Below are 14,436 nucleotides of genomic sequence, written 5' to 3'. Positions count from 1 at the left end.
GACAGCAGTTCCCGACGCCGGTCCCAAGGTTTCACTTCCGATCCCGGCTCCCAGCATGAAGGGTTTCCGTGAGTAATTCCCCGGCCTTGGCCCGTCGGCTCGGCACCTTCGATGCCTCCCTGATTGGGCTTGGCTCAATGATCGGCGCAGGCGTATTCGCAGCATTTACGCCAGCCGCTGCCGCTGCGGGATCTGGGCTGCTGGTGGGACTCGTGGTGGCCGCCTGCGTAGCCTTTTGCAACGCCACGTCATCCGCACAGCTTGCTGCCGCCTATCCCACGTCCGGCGGTACGTATGTATACGGTCGCGAACGGCTCGGTCCGTGGCCCGGGTTCCTGGCTGGCTGGGGCTTCGTCATTGGCAAGACTGCCAGCGCAGCAGCCATGGCCATGACGTTCGCTGCCTATGCCGCACCGCAAGGTTGGGAGCGCCCAGTGGCGATTGCCGCCGTCGTGGTTTTGACCGCTGTGAACTACCACGGTGTTACCCGAACAGCGGGGCTTACCCGGATCCTCGTGGTCGGAGTCCTGGCGGCGCTGGCCATTGCCGTTGCCGCCGTGTGGGGAGGTTCCGGCCCCGACGTCGGCACCATGGCGGGGGAGGGGCTGGTGGCGAGCGGCTGGTACGGCATCCTGCAATCGGCCGGGCTGCTGTTCTTCGCGTTCGCCGGATACGCGAGGATCGCGACGATGGGTGAGGAAGTACGGGCGCCGAGGCGCACCATTCCCCGGGCCATCAGTATCGCTTTGGGGATCACCATCGTCATCTACGCCGTCATCGCCGTCACCCTGCTGGCTGCGCTTGGACCCGCAGGAGTCGCCGAAACGCCAACCCCGCTGGCCGATGCCGTGAGCGCGGGCTCGATGTCATGGGCAACGCCCGTGGTCCGGGCTGGCGCCGCCATAGCGTCGCTGGGAGCACTCTTGGCACTCATTGCCGGGCTGGGGAGAACCAGCCTGGCCATGGCGCGGGAGCATGACCTGCCGAATTGGCTCGCCGCTGTCCACCCACGCTACAAAGTGCCGCACCGGGCCGAGATCACTCTCGCTGTGGTGATTTGCGTGATCGTTGCCCTGGCTGACCTGCGCGGGGCAATCGGCTTCTCATCATTTGGGGTGCTGCTCTATTACCTGGTTGCCAATATCGCGGCGTACACACAGCCGGCTCACGACCGACGGTATCCGAAGGCCCTTCAGATCACAGGAGCCCTGGCATGCGTGGCCTTGGTTGCAACGCTGCCGCCGCTGTCAGTGGGGCTGGGTGTGCTGATGTTCGCGGTGGGTATTGTGTACCGATTGCTGAGGCTTCGGGCTGCGCGGTGAAGCCGTGGGCGGTGCTGACGTCATGCGTGCCGCTCCAGTCAGGCCAGGTCCTGCGCGTGGCGATTCGGCAGGAACCGCCGAATCGCCACAGCCGAAACCAAGGCGAGCACGGCGGTGAACAGCCACGGTGAGGATGCCGCCGTCGACGGTTGCTCGGCTAGTTGGTACAGAGGCCCCATGGCCGTGTTCCCCACCAACACCATCGCGCCACCGCAACTGGCCAACAAACCGTAGTACGCGCCAGTGGGGCGACCGTCCGCGAAGTCCATGACGAGTCGCATCGCCGTTGGGGTGGCGCACATATTGCCCAAGCACAGTCCGGTCACAAGCACGACGGCGGGAAGGGCTTCCAGCGCAGCGGCAGGAGGCTGGGTGGCCAGTACCGCGACGGAGACGAAACCGGTGCCCTTCAGCCCGAGTCCCAGAGTCAGGGCATTGCGCTCGCCGAACCGGCGCATGAGCTTGGCGATGGGCCACTGGAGGCTCACTGTGAGGATCGAGGCGTAAGCGAAGATGAATCCCAGGGCGCCGGCGTCGAGGCCGCTGCGGCGGAGCTCGACCGGCAATCCGAAGTACAACTGATTATGCGCCAGCAAGCTCACGCTGAAGAAACATGCGAAGGCTACAAACCGTTTGTCCCGGAGGCAGGCGAGAAGCTGGTGGTTTTGGGTTTCCATTCCCGGGACTCGGCGGCCATGAGCCCGGTCACGTGGCAGGAAGCGCCAAAAGATGAATGCCATGGTGGTGAAGATCGCTGAAGCTACGTAGAGGGATACTTCGAAGCCGAATCCCAGTAACAGGGTGCCCAGTAGTGGACCGACCACCGCGCCGAACTCGCCAACAATGACTAACGATGCGAAGAGCGTTGGGCGGTGTTTGGCCGTCGGCTCGCGACGTTCCTCGGCCGCCGCCACCAGGCTCTCCAGCGCGGGAGAGAACAGCGCGCCTCCGACGCCGGTAACGATTGCCCCGGCCAGGAAGAGTGCGAAATTGTCGGCCGCGGCCAGCAGCAGGTAACCGGTCACCCGGACGAGGCATCCCGTGACCATCGTGTACCGGGCACCCCAGCGGTCTGCGATGGCACCGCCTGCCAGGAACATTCCTTGTTGTGCGAACGTCCGTGCCCCAAGAACAACACCGATGGCTACAGCGCTCATGGCGAAGTCGTTGGACATCGTGATGGCGATGAACGGCACCACTGAATAGAAGCCGATGTTGAATATCAGTTGGCTGGAGAGAAGGAGCCGAGGGTTTGGCCTGGCGGGGGCTGTAGGCGCCGGGGCGGTGGTGCCTGGTGAGTCTGTGGTGCTCTTGGCGGGGTTCATCAACGGCTTTCCTCGAGGGCTTGCTCGTTGAGACTATCAATAATCGTTCTCGTTAACCCGCGTGAAGATGTGAGGCTGGGCACGACTCCACCTGGGGGTAGGTGGGTGGAGCCGTGCCGCAGGTGCCTCCTACGCCTGGAACAGGTGGGGCTCCGGCCGGACACCGGGACTCCCGTTCCGGAGGCACATAAGGAGACTAAGGCCTGATTTTGGGCTCTAGGTGGTCAAATCCGGCAAACTAGGTGCTCGCTGGCTCCGGAATGAGGGTGAGAATCCGAGAATTTAGGTGCTGCCGCGGAGTGTCTAGGTGCTGGCCCGCCGTCGAGCGTTTCCTGTGCCACGATGGTCGGATGATTGGGGAAAACACTGTTGTGAGGCGTGAGCTCTTGAGGCTCTTGGCCCAGGAAATGCTGGCCTGTGGTCCGGGACGTCAGTTGGTTGCCATCGATGGCGTGGACGGGAGCGGAAAATCAACCTTTGCAAGGGAGCTTGCCCACGCCATACCGGACCGACCCGTTGTGACCATCCACGTGGATGACTTCCTCAACCTCCAAGAAGAACGGCACCGACGCGGGCGCACTTCGCCGCTGGGTTTCTGGCTCGATACCTACAACTACGCAGCTTTGACTGAGAACGTGCTGGAACCCTTGGGAAAGGGCGGGACCGGAGAATATCGCGCGGCAGTCACGGACCTCCAAGCGGACGTCACTATTGAGCTCGCCCCACGGGAGGCCCCGGACAATGCACTCGTCCTGGTTGAGGGCATGTTCCTTCATCGCGCCGAACTGCTCGGTTGGTGGGACTATTCCATCTTTCTGGATGTCCCCTTTGCCGAGACTGCACGGCGGATGGCGCTGAGAGACGGAAGCAACCCGGACCCGGAACATCCCTCCATGCAGCGATATGTGGGTGGTCAGCGGCTCTATTTCGAGAGTGCGCAGCCGTGGGCGCGGGCCACACGGGTCATTGACAACACACATCCGGCCGAGCCGAGGGTGATGTCTCCGCAAGAAGCCATGGGCCGCCAACGCTAGCGGCGCAGCGAACTAAGCCCGCGCAGTGTCCGCCGAATGCCAACAGGTTGGGGCCACCCGCCATCACGGGTGGCCCCAACAGCACTACTTCTCGCAGGCGATCCCGTCACCATCGCTGTCGAGACCGTAGATATCCGAGCCGGTGACTGTCACCGGGCCTCGGACGTAGGCAGGGCCATTGCCCTTGCCGCCTGCGCAGTCGACGTCCGAAGCAATGGGAACACAACCGGAATAATTCGGATCGCAGCCACTCTGTGCTTGTGGCGCTGCCGGAGCAGCTTTGGGAATAACCGCTGCGGCGGCGGCGTCTGCAGCTGCTTTATCAGCAGCGGCCTTGTCTGCGGCTGCCTTCGCAGCCGCTGCCGCAGCCTGATCTGCTGCCGCTTTGTCCGCCGCAGCTTTGTCAGCGGCGGCCTTCTCTGCCGCTGCCCTTTCGGCGGCTTCTTTGGCAGCCGCTTCAGTTATTCGCTCATCTGTCAGCTTCTTCGCTGTCGCTGAGTCCATCCACGCCAATTTTCCGGTCCTATCAACCACGCAAACGTAGGTCTCACCAGAGGAAGATTGAGTCGCCTTCTCAGGTGTACAAGCCGTCCCAGCTACTTTGCTGGGCGTAGGGGACGGTGTTGCAGATGGAGTTGCCTTGGTGCTGCTCACTGAACTGGCGTTTGTGGTGGAATTTTGGCCGCAGGCTGTGGTGATTATCAGTAGCGACGTCACGGTCACCAGTCCCAGAGTCTTGGCGCCCTGGGTCCACGAAGATTTGCCTCCGAAATGCCGGATTTTGGCCGTGCGAATAGAACGATTTTTCAAGTAATGCCCCCTTTTGGATGCGCCGATGCGGTGGCGCGTGCTGTGACAATAACACTCGGCCTAACAGCAAAGGGAGGAGAAGTTTTCTATGACTTACCGTGCCGCGAAAATTACACCCGCCAACGTTAGCCGCGCAGCGAACTAAGCCCGGGCGTGCCGCTTTCCCGCGACGGTAGCCCCGGCAACCCGTGTCGCAGTGTTGCCACGGTCCTCGGCAACCACCGAGGCCCCGGTCCCCAACCCACGGACCGTCCACCCGGCACTCCGCCAGGCCTCAGCGTCCAGGACGTTCCGGGCGTCCAGCACCATCCGGCGTCGTACCAGTGACCCAACAAGTGAAGGCGCCAGCGAAACGTACTCATCCCAGTCGGTGAGCAGCAGCACCAGTTCGGCGCCTTCGAGGGCGCGCTTGGTCAAGGCCTCGAAGCGGATTTGTGGGTAACGGATCCAGGCGTTGTTGATGGCTTTGGGGTCGGTGACGGTGACGTGCGCGCCGGCGGCGGCGAGTTGCTGGGCGACGTCCAGGGCGGGGGAGTCGCGGATGTCGTCGGTATCGGGCTTGAATGCGGCGCCGAGGATGGTCACCGTGCGTCCGGACAGGAAGCCGCGGCACATCTCGCGGGCCACCTCCACGGCGCGGGATCGCTGGTCAAGGTTCACCGAATCCACCAAGGCCATCCATTCATCGACGGACGGCACGTCCAGCTCGCGGGCCTGGGCGCGGAAGGACCTGATGTCCTTGGGCAGGCAGCCGCCGCCGAAGCCGAGCCCGGCGTGCAGGTACCGGTTGCCGATGCGCGGGTCCAGGCCCATCGCGTCGCTGAGCTCGCTCACATCGGCGCCCGACGCGTCGCACAGCTCGGCCATCGCGTTGATGAAGCTGACCTTCGTGGCAAGGAACGCGTTGGATGCGGACTTGATGAGCTCCGCCGTCGCGAAATTGCAGACCAGCCGAGGGATGCCGGCGCAGATCAGCGGCTCATACACCGCGTCCAGCACAGCGGTCACCGGAGCTCCGGCAGCGGCGCCCTTGCCGCCCGGAACGCCATAAACCAGACGGTCAGGCACCAACGAATCCTTGACCGCAGTGCCCTGCCGCAGGAACTCAGGGTTCCAGCCGAGCAGCACGTCTGAGCGTCGGGCCAGGACCGCGCGGAGCGTCTCCACCGTGCCTACCGGCACCGTCGATTTACCGACGACGGCGGCCCCCTGGGCCAAGTGCGGCAGGAGGCTCTTCGTGGCGCCCATCAGGTAGGAGAGGTCGGCCGTGTCAGAGGTCTTGGACTGCGGGGTACCCACGCAGAGAAAGTGAACCTGCGCATCCGCTGCGGCGGAGAAATCGGTGGTGAACACCAGCCGGCCGGTGGTGCGACCGTCTTGGAGCAACTCATCGAGCCCAGGTTCATGGAACGGTGCAACGGCCTTGTTGAGCTGCTCCACTTTGGAGGAATCGACGTCGATGCCCACCACGGTGTGGCCCATGGAAGCGAGGGTTGCTGCGTGTACTGCGCCGAGGTAGCCGCAACCGATCACGGAGATCTTCATGACGAGGTTCCTTTGCTTGAAGTGAGTTCTGTGGGCCCGTTTTCCCGGGCAAAGGAGGCGATGACGTCGTTGTAGTGACGGACCAGGTCGGCACTGAGCACCGGCCACGTCCGGCCTTGGACCGAAGCGGTGGCGGCCGCTGCGAACGCGCGGCGCTTGGCGTCGTCGCCCATCAAGTCCTGCACGTAAGCGCGCAACTGAGCGAGGTTCCCGGGCTCGTACAGCCAGCCGGTCCGCGAGTTCTCCACGAGGTCCAACGGGCCGCCGCGGCCGGTAGCCACCACGGGAACGCCCGACGCCATGGCTTCCTGGATGGTCTGGCAGAAGGTCTCGAACTCGCCAGGGTGAACGAACAGGTCAAAGGAAGCAACAGCCTCGGCCAAAGCATCTCCGCCAAGGAACCCGGCGAAATGAGCGTCCGGCAGCTGCGCTTCAAGGGCGGCGCGCTGTGGGCCGTCACCCACAATCACCAGCTTTGTGTTCGGAAGATCAGCCAGAACGGCGAGATCCTCAACCTGCTTCTCCACGGCGAGCCGGCCGACGTAGCCGATGATCCGGTGACCGTGCGGCGCTACTGAGCTGCGCCACGCCGTCGAACGTTTTGCGGGGTTGAAGCGCGAGGTATCCACACCGCGACGCCACATGTCCACGCGCAGAATGCCGCGACCGCGCAGCTGGTTCAGCGCGAACGTGGACGGCACAAGGGTTCGGGTGGCCAGGAGGTGGATGTTGTCCACGCGGTTCCAGGCCCAGTTCTCCAGGAAGGGCACGCCATAACGGGCGGCGTAGCTGGGAACTTCGGTTTGATAGATCGCAACAGTCGGGATGCCCAGCTGATGGGTGGCCTGCACGGCGCGCCAGCCGAGGACGAACGGGGAGGCGAGGTGTACGACGTCGGGCGAGAAATCGGCAAGGATTCGCTTGACCCGATTCACACCACCCAACGCAACCCGCACATTCGTGTAGCCGGCCAGCGGCACCGAAGGAAGCCGGTGCACATACGCACCCTTCTCGACGCTCGAAACATCAGTGTCCGACGTCGACGGCGCGATCACCATCACCTCATCCCCGCGCTCCTGCAGATGCTCCAGCACCCGCAGTATCGAGTGGGTTACCCCATTCATCAGTGGCAGGAATGATTCGGCGACGATTGCGATCCTCACGCCTTCCACGGTGGTCTGGACGGTTGGCTGTGCGGGTTCGAACGGGTGGCCTGTGGAGGAAGAGTTGGTTAACAGGAGGGGCTCTTTTTTGTCTGAGGGCACGCGTAGACTCTGCTTCACCGACGCGCTGGGGCGTCATGACTTCTGGGGGTCTTGCCATGTTTGCTGCTGGGGATGGTTCGCGCGCGCTTGGAGGAATAAACGTACGACGACGGTGGCGGGCAGCGGCTCGATCGCTCGCTGTCGGGTTGGGGCTGGCGCTGTTGTTGGGAACCTTTGGTTCGCCTCTTCCGCTGGCTGTTGCCGACGCGGTGACCGACATCGTTCCAGTGGGCGACAAGCCGGGTGCCATCGCCGTGAACCCTGTGACGAACAAGGCGTACGTGGCCTCGTTCGAGGGCGTCTCGGTGATCAACGGCGTCACGGGTGCGGGCACCTTGTATTCGGGAGACATGCCCGTGGATGTTGCGGTGAACTCAGTGACAAACAAGATCTACGTCAGCGAAATTGGTGGCTCGGTAGCCGTGGTGAATGGGATTACGGGCGCTGTGACGTGGGTTCCCGTGGGGGCTGAGCCACGCGATGTAGCGGTGAACGAGAGTAACAACAAGATCTACGTGGCCGTGAAGACCGGCGTCACCATCATTGATGGAGTTACGAACACGACCACTTCTGTGGCGCTCGACGGGGGTGTGGGAGACATCCTGGTGAATCCGGTGACGGACAAGGTCTACGTTCTTTCCGGCGGGGCCATCAAGGTCATCAACTCCAGCGGCGCTCTCTCCTCAACGATCGTCATCGGTGCAGGCATTCTGGGCGCAGCGTTGAATGAGACATCGAACAAGCTATACATCACGACGATCAGTAGGTTCGGGCCCCGACTCTCCGTGATTGATGGTGCAACCGACACAAGTGGTGCAAGCCTCACGTTCTCTCAGAGTGTTGGCGCCGTGGCGGTCAATCCGGGGACGAACAGGATATACGTGGCCGCAGACAGTGTTTCCACGGACGGCTTCGTGAAAATCATTGATGGGGCGACCTTCACGGAAGTGACCACCATCAGCACCGCGACGCGTGTCAGCGAGATCGTGGTGAACCCCACGAGCAACAAGGTCTATGCGCCGACCAGCGGCGGGGGCACCGTCATCATCGACGGCCAGAGCAACAGCAGTTACGCCGTCTACACCGGCAGCGAACCAGTCTCAGCTGCCGTCAACACCTCCACTAACAAGGCCTACATCGTCAGCTACGGCACCGCCTCTGTGCGGATCATCGATGGAACCGTGGAACGCCCCGTCAAAAACGATTTCAACGGAGACGGATTCACGGACGTTTTGGCTCGGGAAGCTTCCGGCGTCCTGTGGCTCTACCCGGGCGATGGTTCGGGCGGGTGGCTGACTCGCGTTCAGGTGGGGCAGGGCTGGAACGTCATGACGGCCCTGGTTACTCCCGGCGATTTCAACGGCGACGGGAATGCCGATGTCCTAGCCCGCGACAGCGGTGGCCTGCTGTGGCTCTACCCGGGTAATGGCTCGAATGGGTGGATGCCCCGGGTTCAGGTGGGCATGGGGTGGGCTGGGATGACCGCCATCGAATCCGTCGGTGACTTCAACGGCGATACCTTCGTTGATATTGCGGCCAGGACCGCCTCGGGCGTGCTGTGGGTTTATCGAGGCAATGGATCCGGCGGGTGGTTGTCGGCCATTCAGGTGGGGACGGGCTGGAAAGGCATGTCCGAGATCACCGGCGTCGGCGACTTCAACAGCGACGGCACACCCGACATTGCTGCCCGCGACTCTTCCGGCGTCCTGTGGCTCTACCCTGGCAACGGCTCCGGCGGATGGCTGCCTCAACGGGCTATCGGGCAGGGCTGGAACGTCATGAACTCGCTGCTTGGTCCGGGCGACTTCGACGGCGACGGACGGGCAGACATCCTGGCCCGGAACGCGGCCGGCGAGCTGTGGCTGTATGCGGGCAGTGGGGGACTGGCATGGCCTTCGGCTTCCCGTGTGGGTACGGGGTGGGGTGGGATGACGGCGATTCTCTAGGGCAGATGGTCAGCCCTGGACGTGTTCGCGGAGCGCTGTTCAGACTTGCCTAAAAGTGTCCTCACCCCGAGCCCGCCTCAGATCCTTCCTTAGCCCCCGGTTGTCCTCCCGCAGCCCGCGGTTGTCGTCGGCCAACCCACGGTTGTCCTCGCTCAACCCCCGGTTCGCCGCCTCCAGCTCCAGCACCAGCTTCACCCCGGCCAGGTTCAACCCCTCATCCAGCAGCACCCCGATCCTTCGCAGCGTCGTCAGGTTCCGTTCGCTGTAGCGGCGAGTTCCGCCGCCGGTCCTTTCCGGGGTGAGCAGGCCTTTGCGCTCGTACAACCGAAGGTTTTGTTGCCCTGTGCCCACGAGTTCGGCGGCTACGGAAATCGCGTAGACACCCAGTTCGTCCCGTTCGCCAGCAGACTCAGCGCCGCCGTCGGCCGCGGTGGCGCCCAGTCCGCCGTCGTGCTCCTCTGCAGCAGTCCCGCCGCCAACCTCAGCCATCCAAAATCTCCACAAATCTCTGAAAAAACCTACTTGCGCCACCATGTTGCCGGTGCTATAAAAAATCTATACCAGCCACCACAGATCAGGAAGGGCTGGGACAACAACAAATCAGCATCAAAACCAAAGGAGTGAGAACCAATGCTGATGCGCACTGACCCGTTCCGCGAATTCGACAGGCTCGCCCAACAGGTTTTTGGCACAACAGCACGCCCGGCCGGAATGCCGATGGATGCGTGGCAGGAGGACGGACAATTCGTTGTTGCCTTCGATCTGCCAGGGGTGGATCCGCAGACCGTTGACCTCGACGTCGAGCGCAACGTCCTTACGGTCAAGGCCGAACGCAAGTCGCCGGCGGGAGAGAACGTCGAAATGATCGCCGCCGAGCGCCCACAGGGCGTCTTCAGCCGGCAACTGATCCTGGGCGACACTTTGGACACCGACGGCGTCAAAGCCAGCTATGACGCGGGCGTGCTGACACTCCGCATCCCCGTCGCGGAGAAGGCCAAGCCACGGCGCATTGAGATCACGTCCAGTGGACAACGGCAGGAGATCAACGCCTGATCCGTCCGCCCCCGCAGGAAGGCTCACCCGGGGTGGCCAACCGGCGGGGTGCCCACCCGGAACAGGCGCCGAGCGGGAACAACGGAGGCGGCCGCATCGGAATAGTTGGGCGCAGGCTTCGCGCCACGTCACAGCGTTTTTAGCGCACATGAAAGCGGCCCCCGCCCGTCGTCTCCCGAGTTGATGGCTCCCGGCCCACGCCGGGGGCCATCGCCAAATCCGCATCTGAAACCGGAACCAGCAGTGACAGACCAACCTGACCACTACGCCACCTTGCGTGTGTCCCCCGAAGCGACGGGACGTGAGATTGCCCGCGCCTACCGCGCGCTGCTGCGGGCCCACCACCCGGACACACGCCCAACGCTCGACGACGGCGACACCACCTGGGCGGGCGACCTCGAGGAACTGCACGCCATCATGCAGGCGTACGTCGTCTTGTCGGACCCAGGGAAGAGGGCGGCATACGATCGTGCGCGGTCGGGCTTACCGGCCGGAGTTTCGGGAACGCCGGTGGAGGTCCGTGTTCACCGCCACGAATCGTCGGCCGGCAAGGGGGCAGCCAACCAGAACCAGCCGCCGATTTCGTTCGGACCACCCCGCTGGGAACCTTCACCCGGAACCCTCAGAAATCCAAGGAGTCATTCATGAGTGCCTGGCGTCCCTACGACGGCCACATCATTCCCGCGTTCTACGAACGGTTTGAGAAACGCTGGGGGAGAGGAACGGCCCCGTTCCTGGACCCCGAAGTCCACGAACAGCCCATGCCGCGGGCGCAGTGGATCAACCCGGACACTGGTGCCGCGGTGGCCGTAGTGCCCATATGGACAGACGACCCGGAGCAGAGATCCTTTGGGGTCTTCTACCTTCCACCCGCCGGCGATATCTGGATGCTGCGCCCGGGCCCCACCACTTTTCTGGAGCCGGGCGAGGGCGTCAGCAGGGAACAAGTGACGCTCCGCAACGACGCATTCAAGAAGGCCGTCAACCACGCGAAGGAGTTCATTTACGGGCCGCAGCTTTGAAGAGCTGAGCCGGCGGGAAAGGCCACCTACTCCCGCAAGACCTCCGGCAACTCCTCCACATACACCGTCTGCGGCGGTTCGAAGTGGATCACCAACACCTTCTCGCCCACGGGGTACACGCTCGTCTTATCGAAGGGGTAGGCGAAGAACGCGCTTGTCCCTCCGTGGAAAGGCAGCATGACTTCCCCGATAGTGCCCGGCGCGATCGTCCCCGTGACACGCCCGATTTTGCCGGTGAGGCTTCGGTTGAACTCTTTATGCATCGGGTGCCTTGGCCGGAGGTGACGTCACAGGCGGTGCTTTCACAGGCTTGGACGCGGCGCCGCGAGAAGAAGCGGCACCATCCTTCCCCTTCAACGCCGAGGCCAGCGACGGCAGGAAGCTCCCCACCTGGGACAGGATCCCGCCCACCATGCTGTTGAGTCCGTCGCCGCCGTTGAGCACGGTCAACTGGCCGATCCGGGAGAACGGCTCAGCCGCAGCCGAAACGATCGCTGGCATGTTTTCAGCAATCTGCTGGTTGATGACGGCCTCTTGGTTCGTCTCCAACGCTTCGCCACGGGCCTTGATGCCGTCGGCTTCGGCCAGTGCTTTTGCCTTCACGGCGGAAGCCGCGGCATCTCCACGTGCGGTCGTCGCAGCAGCCTCGGCCTCACCGGTCACCCGCGTGGCGCCCGCCATGGCAGCCGCAGCACCTGCGGCTGCTTGGGCTTCAAGTTCCACGCGTCGGGCATTGGCCTGCGCCTCCAGTTCGGTGCGCTTTGCCAAGGCCTCTGCCGCGCTGATGTCCGCCGCCTTCTTGGCTTCTGCATCCGTGCGCTGGGCGTAAGCCCTGGCGTCGGCTGGTTTGCGAATGGTGGTCTGCAGCTTTTGCTCTTCACGGTCAGCTTCAAGCTTGGCCACTTCGGTTTCCTGCACCACCACCTGTTGGCGTGCTGTGGCATCCGCCAACGGCCCTGCCTGGGCTGCATTTGCCCGGGCCTGTTCGGCATTAGCTTGCGCGGCTGACTGTTTGATCGCTGAACGGCTCTGCGCATCGGCAATCAGCGCTGCGGCTTCAGCTTCCTTCTCGGCGGCTTCACGGTTGCTGGTGGCTTCGGCGATGCGGGCCTCCATCTTGACCTGCGCGATGTGCGGCTTCGCCAGGTTTTGGATGTATCCGGTGGGATCCTGCAGGTCCTTGATCTGCAGCGAATCCACCACCAACCCGAGCTTTTCCATCTCCACGCCGCTCGCGCTCCGCACCAGCGAAGCGAGCTTGTCCCGCTCGCGGATGATCTCCTCCACAGTCATGCTGCCAATGATCGAGCGCAGGTGGCCTTCAAACACGTTGTACACCTGGCTCTCCATCTTGGGCTGCTGCCCCAGGAACCGGCGGGCGGCGTTGGCGATGAATGGGGGAGCGTCACCGATCTTGTAGATCACCACCCCGTCCACGATCACCTGGATGCCCTGCGACGTTACGCAGGACACCTTGAGTTCCGTCTCGTTCAGGGTCAGGGCCAAGGTCCGCACAGTCTGCAGTCCGGGCACCACCAGTGCGCCCTTGCCGGTGACGATCTTGAAGTCCATGCCATCGGTGTTCTCCAGTGTGCCGCGTGTCAGGCCGGAGATGATCAGGGCCTCGTTGGGCTCCGCCACCTTCCACATGGCCTTAACTACCAGCCACACGAAACCGACTGCGACCACCACGCCAAGAATTCCGGCGATCAGTGGAAAGAAAGCTGCGAGGTCGTCCATTGACCTTGTCCCTTCAGACTGTGTGAACCGTCCACTGTGGATGACCCCCATAGGCCAAGTGGTTGCTCGTGTACACAGTCTTGTTCCGCCGGAGCAGGGAAGTCCAGCACATTTGTGCGTCATTTAGCGGCGTATTTGCGGACCGTTATTGACCGCAAATCGTCGTAGCCTGAAAGTCCAGGAAGCCAACCAACAGGACACAGCCATGACCGTTGCAGACCCGAGCATCAGCACCGTCCCCACCGGCTACTCCAGCGTCAGCCCTTGGCTCATCACCCGCGACACCAATGCCCTTTTCGAGTTCATCACGGCAGCATTCGGCGCCGAAGAGATCGACCGCGTCGTCGGTGAGGACGGAGCAATCGGGCATGCGGAAGCGAGGATCGGTGACTCAGTAGTCCTCGCTTTTGATAGCCGACCGCACTGGCCCGCCACGCCGTCGTACCTTCGCCTCTATACGCACGACGCCGATGCCGCCTTCCACGCCGCCCTCGCCGCGGGTGCCACCACGGTTTCCGTCCTGGACAACAGCGCCTGGGGTGACCGCGGTGCCCGCGTCCAGGACCCGCTGGGGAACGTCTGGTGGATCATGTCGCACATGGAGGACGTCCGCGACGACGAAGCCGCCAACCGCTGGCAAGCCCCCGAATACGCGGCCGGCATGAGGTACGCCATTGACTCGCTCCATCGCCACATGACCGGCCAGCCGAAAGCGCCCGTCCCGGACGAGGTGAAGGCCATGGCCCCACTGGTCCGCGCCGACGGCGTCAGCCACATCCCCGCTGGCTATCATTCTGTGGAACCCTGGATCATCTCCCGCAGCACACCCCAACTCCTCGACTTCATCACCACCGCGTTCGGCGCCCAGGAGGATTTCCGCGTCCCCATGGAAGACGGTTCCATAGGTCATGCGGAGGCCAAGATCGGCGACTCGACAATCCTCGCCTTCGACTCCCGCCCTGATTGGCCCCCGACGCCGGCGTTCCTCCGCGTGTACGTCGACGACGGCGATGCCACCTTCGCAGCCGCGCTCGCCGCCGGTGCCACTGCAGTTACGAACATGACGGAGATGTTCTGGGGAGAACGAGTCGGCCGGGTGCGGGATCCTCTGGGGAACCTCTGGTGGATCCACTCCCGCGTGGCCGAGCTCAGCGCGGAGGATGCATACGCCCGGGCGGGGGAGCCGGCGTTCGTGCATGCCATGGCGTACGTGTCCGGCGTCGACTTCTTCGCGAGGGGTTAGCTCCCGGTAGTAGGCCAGTGTGCGGGGCGCAAACAAAAAGAAGGCTGGTGCAGCCTAAGGAGAGAATCCCAAGGCGGCTGCACCAGCTGCTAGTACGACTTTCTGTTATGAGTTGTGACACCTATCCATTG

Annotated in this window: 14 protein-coding genes; 7 read left to right on the top strand and 7 right to left on the bottom strand. The window is 63.4% G+C overall.

The features are described from left to right. Positions 1 to 68 precede the first annotated feature (68 nt). Positions 69 to 1,322, top strand: a complete 1,254-nt coding sequence (locus tag BMY91_RS06600; RefSeq protein WP_090820129.1) for an APC family permease — start codon at positions 69 to 71, stop codon at positions 1,320 to 1,322. A gap of 38 nt (positions 1,323 to 1,360) precedes the next feature. Here the strand turns inward: BMY91_RS06600 and BMY91_RS06595 are convergent, their stop codons facing one another. Continuing rightward, complete coding sequence (locus tag BMY91_RS06595) at positions 1,361 to 2,647, bottom strand: MFS transporter (RefSeq protein ID WP_090820126.1); 1,287 nt, start codon at positions 2,645 to 2,647, stop codon at positions 1,361 to 1,363. Between the two features lie 350 nt (positions 2,648 to 2,997). Here BMY91_RS06595 and BMY91_RS06590 point away from each other — a divergent pair, with 350 nt between their 5' ends. Further along, the gene (locus tag BMY91_RS06590) at positions 2,998 to 3,681 is read left to right on the top strand and encodes a nucleoside/nucleotide kinase family protein (protein ID WP_090820123.1); all 684 of its coding nucleotides are present in this window, start codon (positions 2,998 to 3,000) and stop codon (positions 3,679 to 3,681) included. A gap of 84 nt (positions 3,682 to 3,765) precedes the next feature. On the opposite strand, the gene BMY91_RS23380 is transcribed toward BMY91_RS06590, so the two are convergent. The 3 genes from BMY91_RS23380 to BMY91_RS06575 all read right to left on the bottom strand — a co-directional run bounded on the left by BMY91_RS23380 (position 3,766) and on the right by BMY91_RS06575 (position 7,199). Then, positions 3,766 to 4,185 (bottom strand): hypothetical protein, encoded by a 420-nt coding sequence (locus BMY91_RS23380; protein WP_256212620.1) that lies wholly within the window; start codon positions 4,183 to 4,185, stop codon positions 3,766 to 3,768. A gap of 447 nt (positions 4,186 to 4,632) precedes the next feature. Continuing rightward, positions 4,633 to 6,036, bottom strand: a complete 1,404-nt coding sequence (locus BMY91_RS06580; RefSeq protein ID WP_256212619.1) for a UDP-glucose dehydrogenase family protein — start codon at positions 6,034 to 6,036, stop codon at positions 4,633 to 4,635. Then, the gene (locus BMY91_RS06575; protein ID WP_090820687.1) at positions 6,033 to 7,199 is read right to left on the bottom strand and encodes a glycosyltransferase family 4 protein; all 1,167 of its coding nucleotides are present in this window, start codon (positions 7,197 to 7,199) and stop codon (positions 6,033 to 6,035) included. The genes BMY91_RS06580 and BMY91_RS06575 overlap by 4 nt, the downstream gene beginning before the upstream one ends. A gap of 137 nt (positions 7,200 to 7,336) precedes the next feature. On the opposite strand from BMY91_RS06575, the gene BMY91_RS06570 reads away from it, so the two are divergent. Next, positions 7,337 to 9,247, top strand: coding sequence for an FG-GAP-like repeat-containing protein (locus tag BMY91_RS06570; RefSeq protein ID WP_177179857.1), 1,911 nt, complete (start codon positions 7,337 to 7,339; stop codon positions 9,245 to 9,247). 39 nt (positions 9,248 to 9,286) lie between these two features. Here the strand turns inward: BMY91_RS06570 and BMY91_RS06565 are convergent, their stop codons facing one another. Beyond that, the gene (locus BMY91_RS06565; protein WP_090820117.1) at positions 9,287 to 9,736 is read right to left on the bottom strand and encodes a MerR family transcriptional regulator; all 450 of its coding nucleotides are present in this window, start codon (positions 9,734 to 9,736) and stop codon (positions 9,287 to 9,289) included. Positions 9,737 to 9,877: 141 nt separating this feature from the next. Between BMY91_RS06565 and BMY91_RS06560 the strand changes: the two genes are divergently transcribed. From BMY91_RS06560 to BMY91_RS06550, 3 genes are all read left to right on the top strand, one after another. Next, positions 9,878 to 10,300, top strand: coding sequence for an Hsp20/alpha crystallin family protein (locus BMY91_RS06560; RefSeq protein WP_090820114.1), 423 nt, complete (start codon positions 9,878 to 9,880; stop codon positions 10,298 to 10,300). A 243-nt stretch (positions 10,301 to 10,543) separates the two neighbouring features. Further along, positions 10,544 to 10,948, top strand: a complete 405-nt coding sequence (locus tag BMY91_RS06555) for a J domain-containing protein (RefSeq protein WP_090820111.1) — start codon at positions 10,544 to 10,546, stop codon at positions 10,946 to 10,948. Further along, positions 10,945 to 11,322: a hypothetical protein gene (locus BMY91_RS06550; RefSeq protein ID WP_090820108.1), complete on the top strand. Its 378-nt coding sequence runs from the start codon at positions 10,945 to 10,947 to the stop codon at positions 11,320 to 11,322. The genes BMY91_RS06555 and BMY91_RS06550 overlap by 4 nt, the downstream gene beginning before the upstream one ends. 26 nt (positions 11,323 to 11,348) lie before the next feature. On the opposite strand, the gene BMY91_RS06545 is transcribed toward BMY91_RS06550, so the two are convergent. Together BMY91_RS06545 and BMY91_RS06540 are read right to left on the bottom strand one after the other, a co-directional pair. Next, positions 11,349 to 11,585, bottom strand: coding sequence for a hypothetical protein (locus BMY91_RS06545; protein ID WP_090820106.1), 237 nt, complete (start codon positions 11,583 to 11,585; stop codon positions 11,349 to 11,351). Next, a complete protein-coding gene (locus BMY91_RS06540; RefSeq protein ID WP_090820103.1) occupies positions 11,578 to 13,062 on the bottom strand; it encodes a flotillin family protein in 1,485 nt (494 codons plus the stop codon). Before BMY91_RS06540 ends, BMY91_RS06545 begins: the two co-directional genes overlap by 8 nt. 205 nt (positions 13,063 to 13,267) lie before the next feature. On the opposite strand from BMY91_RS06540, the gene BMY91_RS06535 reads away from it, so the two are divergent. Continuing rightward, entirely contained in the window at positions 13,268 to 14,305 is a 1,038-nt protein-coding gene (locus tag BMY91_RS06535) for a VOC family protein (RefSeq protein ID WP_090820100.1), read from the top strand. Positions 14,306 to 14,436 lie beyond the last annotated feature (131 nt).

The sequence above is a fragment of the Arthrobacter sp. yr096 genome, from assembly GCF_900108925.1.
Lineage (GTDB): Bacteria > Actinomycetota > Actinomycetes > Actinomycetales > Micrococcaceae > Arthrobacter.
Note: the sequence above shows the minus strand (reverse complement) of the source record. Positions and strands in the feature narration are given on the sequence as shown.

What these genes read in the sequence shown, in the direction of transcription:
- BMY91_RS06560 (WP_090820114.1), top strand. Translation starts at nt 9,878, where the DNA reads ATGCTGATGCGCACTGACCCGTTCCGCGAATTCGACAGGCTCGCCCAA.
- BMY91_RS06580 (WP_256212619.1), bottom strand. Translation starts at nt 6,036, where the DNA reads ATGAAGATCTCCGTGATCGGTTGCGGCTACCTCGGCGCAGTACACGCA.
- BMY91_RS06570 (WP_177179857.1), top strand. Translation starts at nt 7,337, where the DNA reads ATGACTTCTGGGGGTCTTGCCATGTTTGCTGCTGGGGATGGTTCGCGC.
- BMY91_RS06595 (WP_090820126.1), bottom strand. Translation starts at nt 2,647, where the DNA reads ATGAACCCCGCCAAGAGCACCACAGACTCACCAGGCACCACCGCCCCG.
- BMY91_RS06545 (WP_090820106.1), bottom strand. Translation starts at nt 11,585, where the DNA reads ATGCATAAAGAGTTCAACCGAAGCCTCACCGGCAAAATCGGGCGTGTC.
- BMY91_RS06565 (WP_090820117.1), bottom strand. Translation starts at nt 9,736, where the DNA reads ATGGCTGAGGTTGGCGGCGGGACTGCTGCAGAGGAGCACGACGGCGGA.
- BMY91_RS06590 (WP_090820123.1), top strand. Translation starts at nt 2,998, where the DNA reads ATGATTGGGGAAAACACTGTTGTGAGGCGTGAGCTCTTGAGGCTCTTG.
- BMY91_RS06535 (WP_090820100.1), top strand. Translation starts at nt 13,268, where the DNA reads ATGACCGTTGCAGACCCGAGCATCAGCACCGTCCCCACCGGCTACTCC.
- BMY91_RS06540 (WP_090820103.1), bottom strand. Translation starts at nt 13,062, where the DNA reads ATGGACGACCTCGCAGCTTTCTTTCCACTGATCGCCGGAATTCTTGGC.
- BMY91_RS23380 (WP_256212620.1), bottom strand. Translation starts at nt 4,185, where the DNA reads ATGGACTCAGCGACAGCGAAGAAGCTGACAGATGAGCGAATAACTGAA.
- BMY91_RS06550 (WP_090820108.1), top strand. Translation starts at nt 10,945, where the DNA reads ATGAGTGCCTGGCGTCCCTACGACGGCCACATCATTCCCGCGTTCTAC.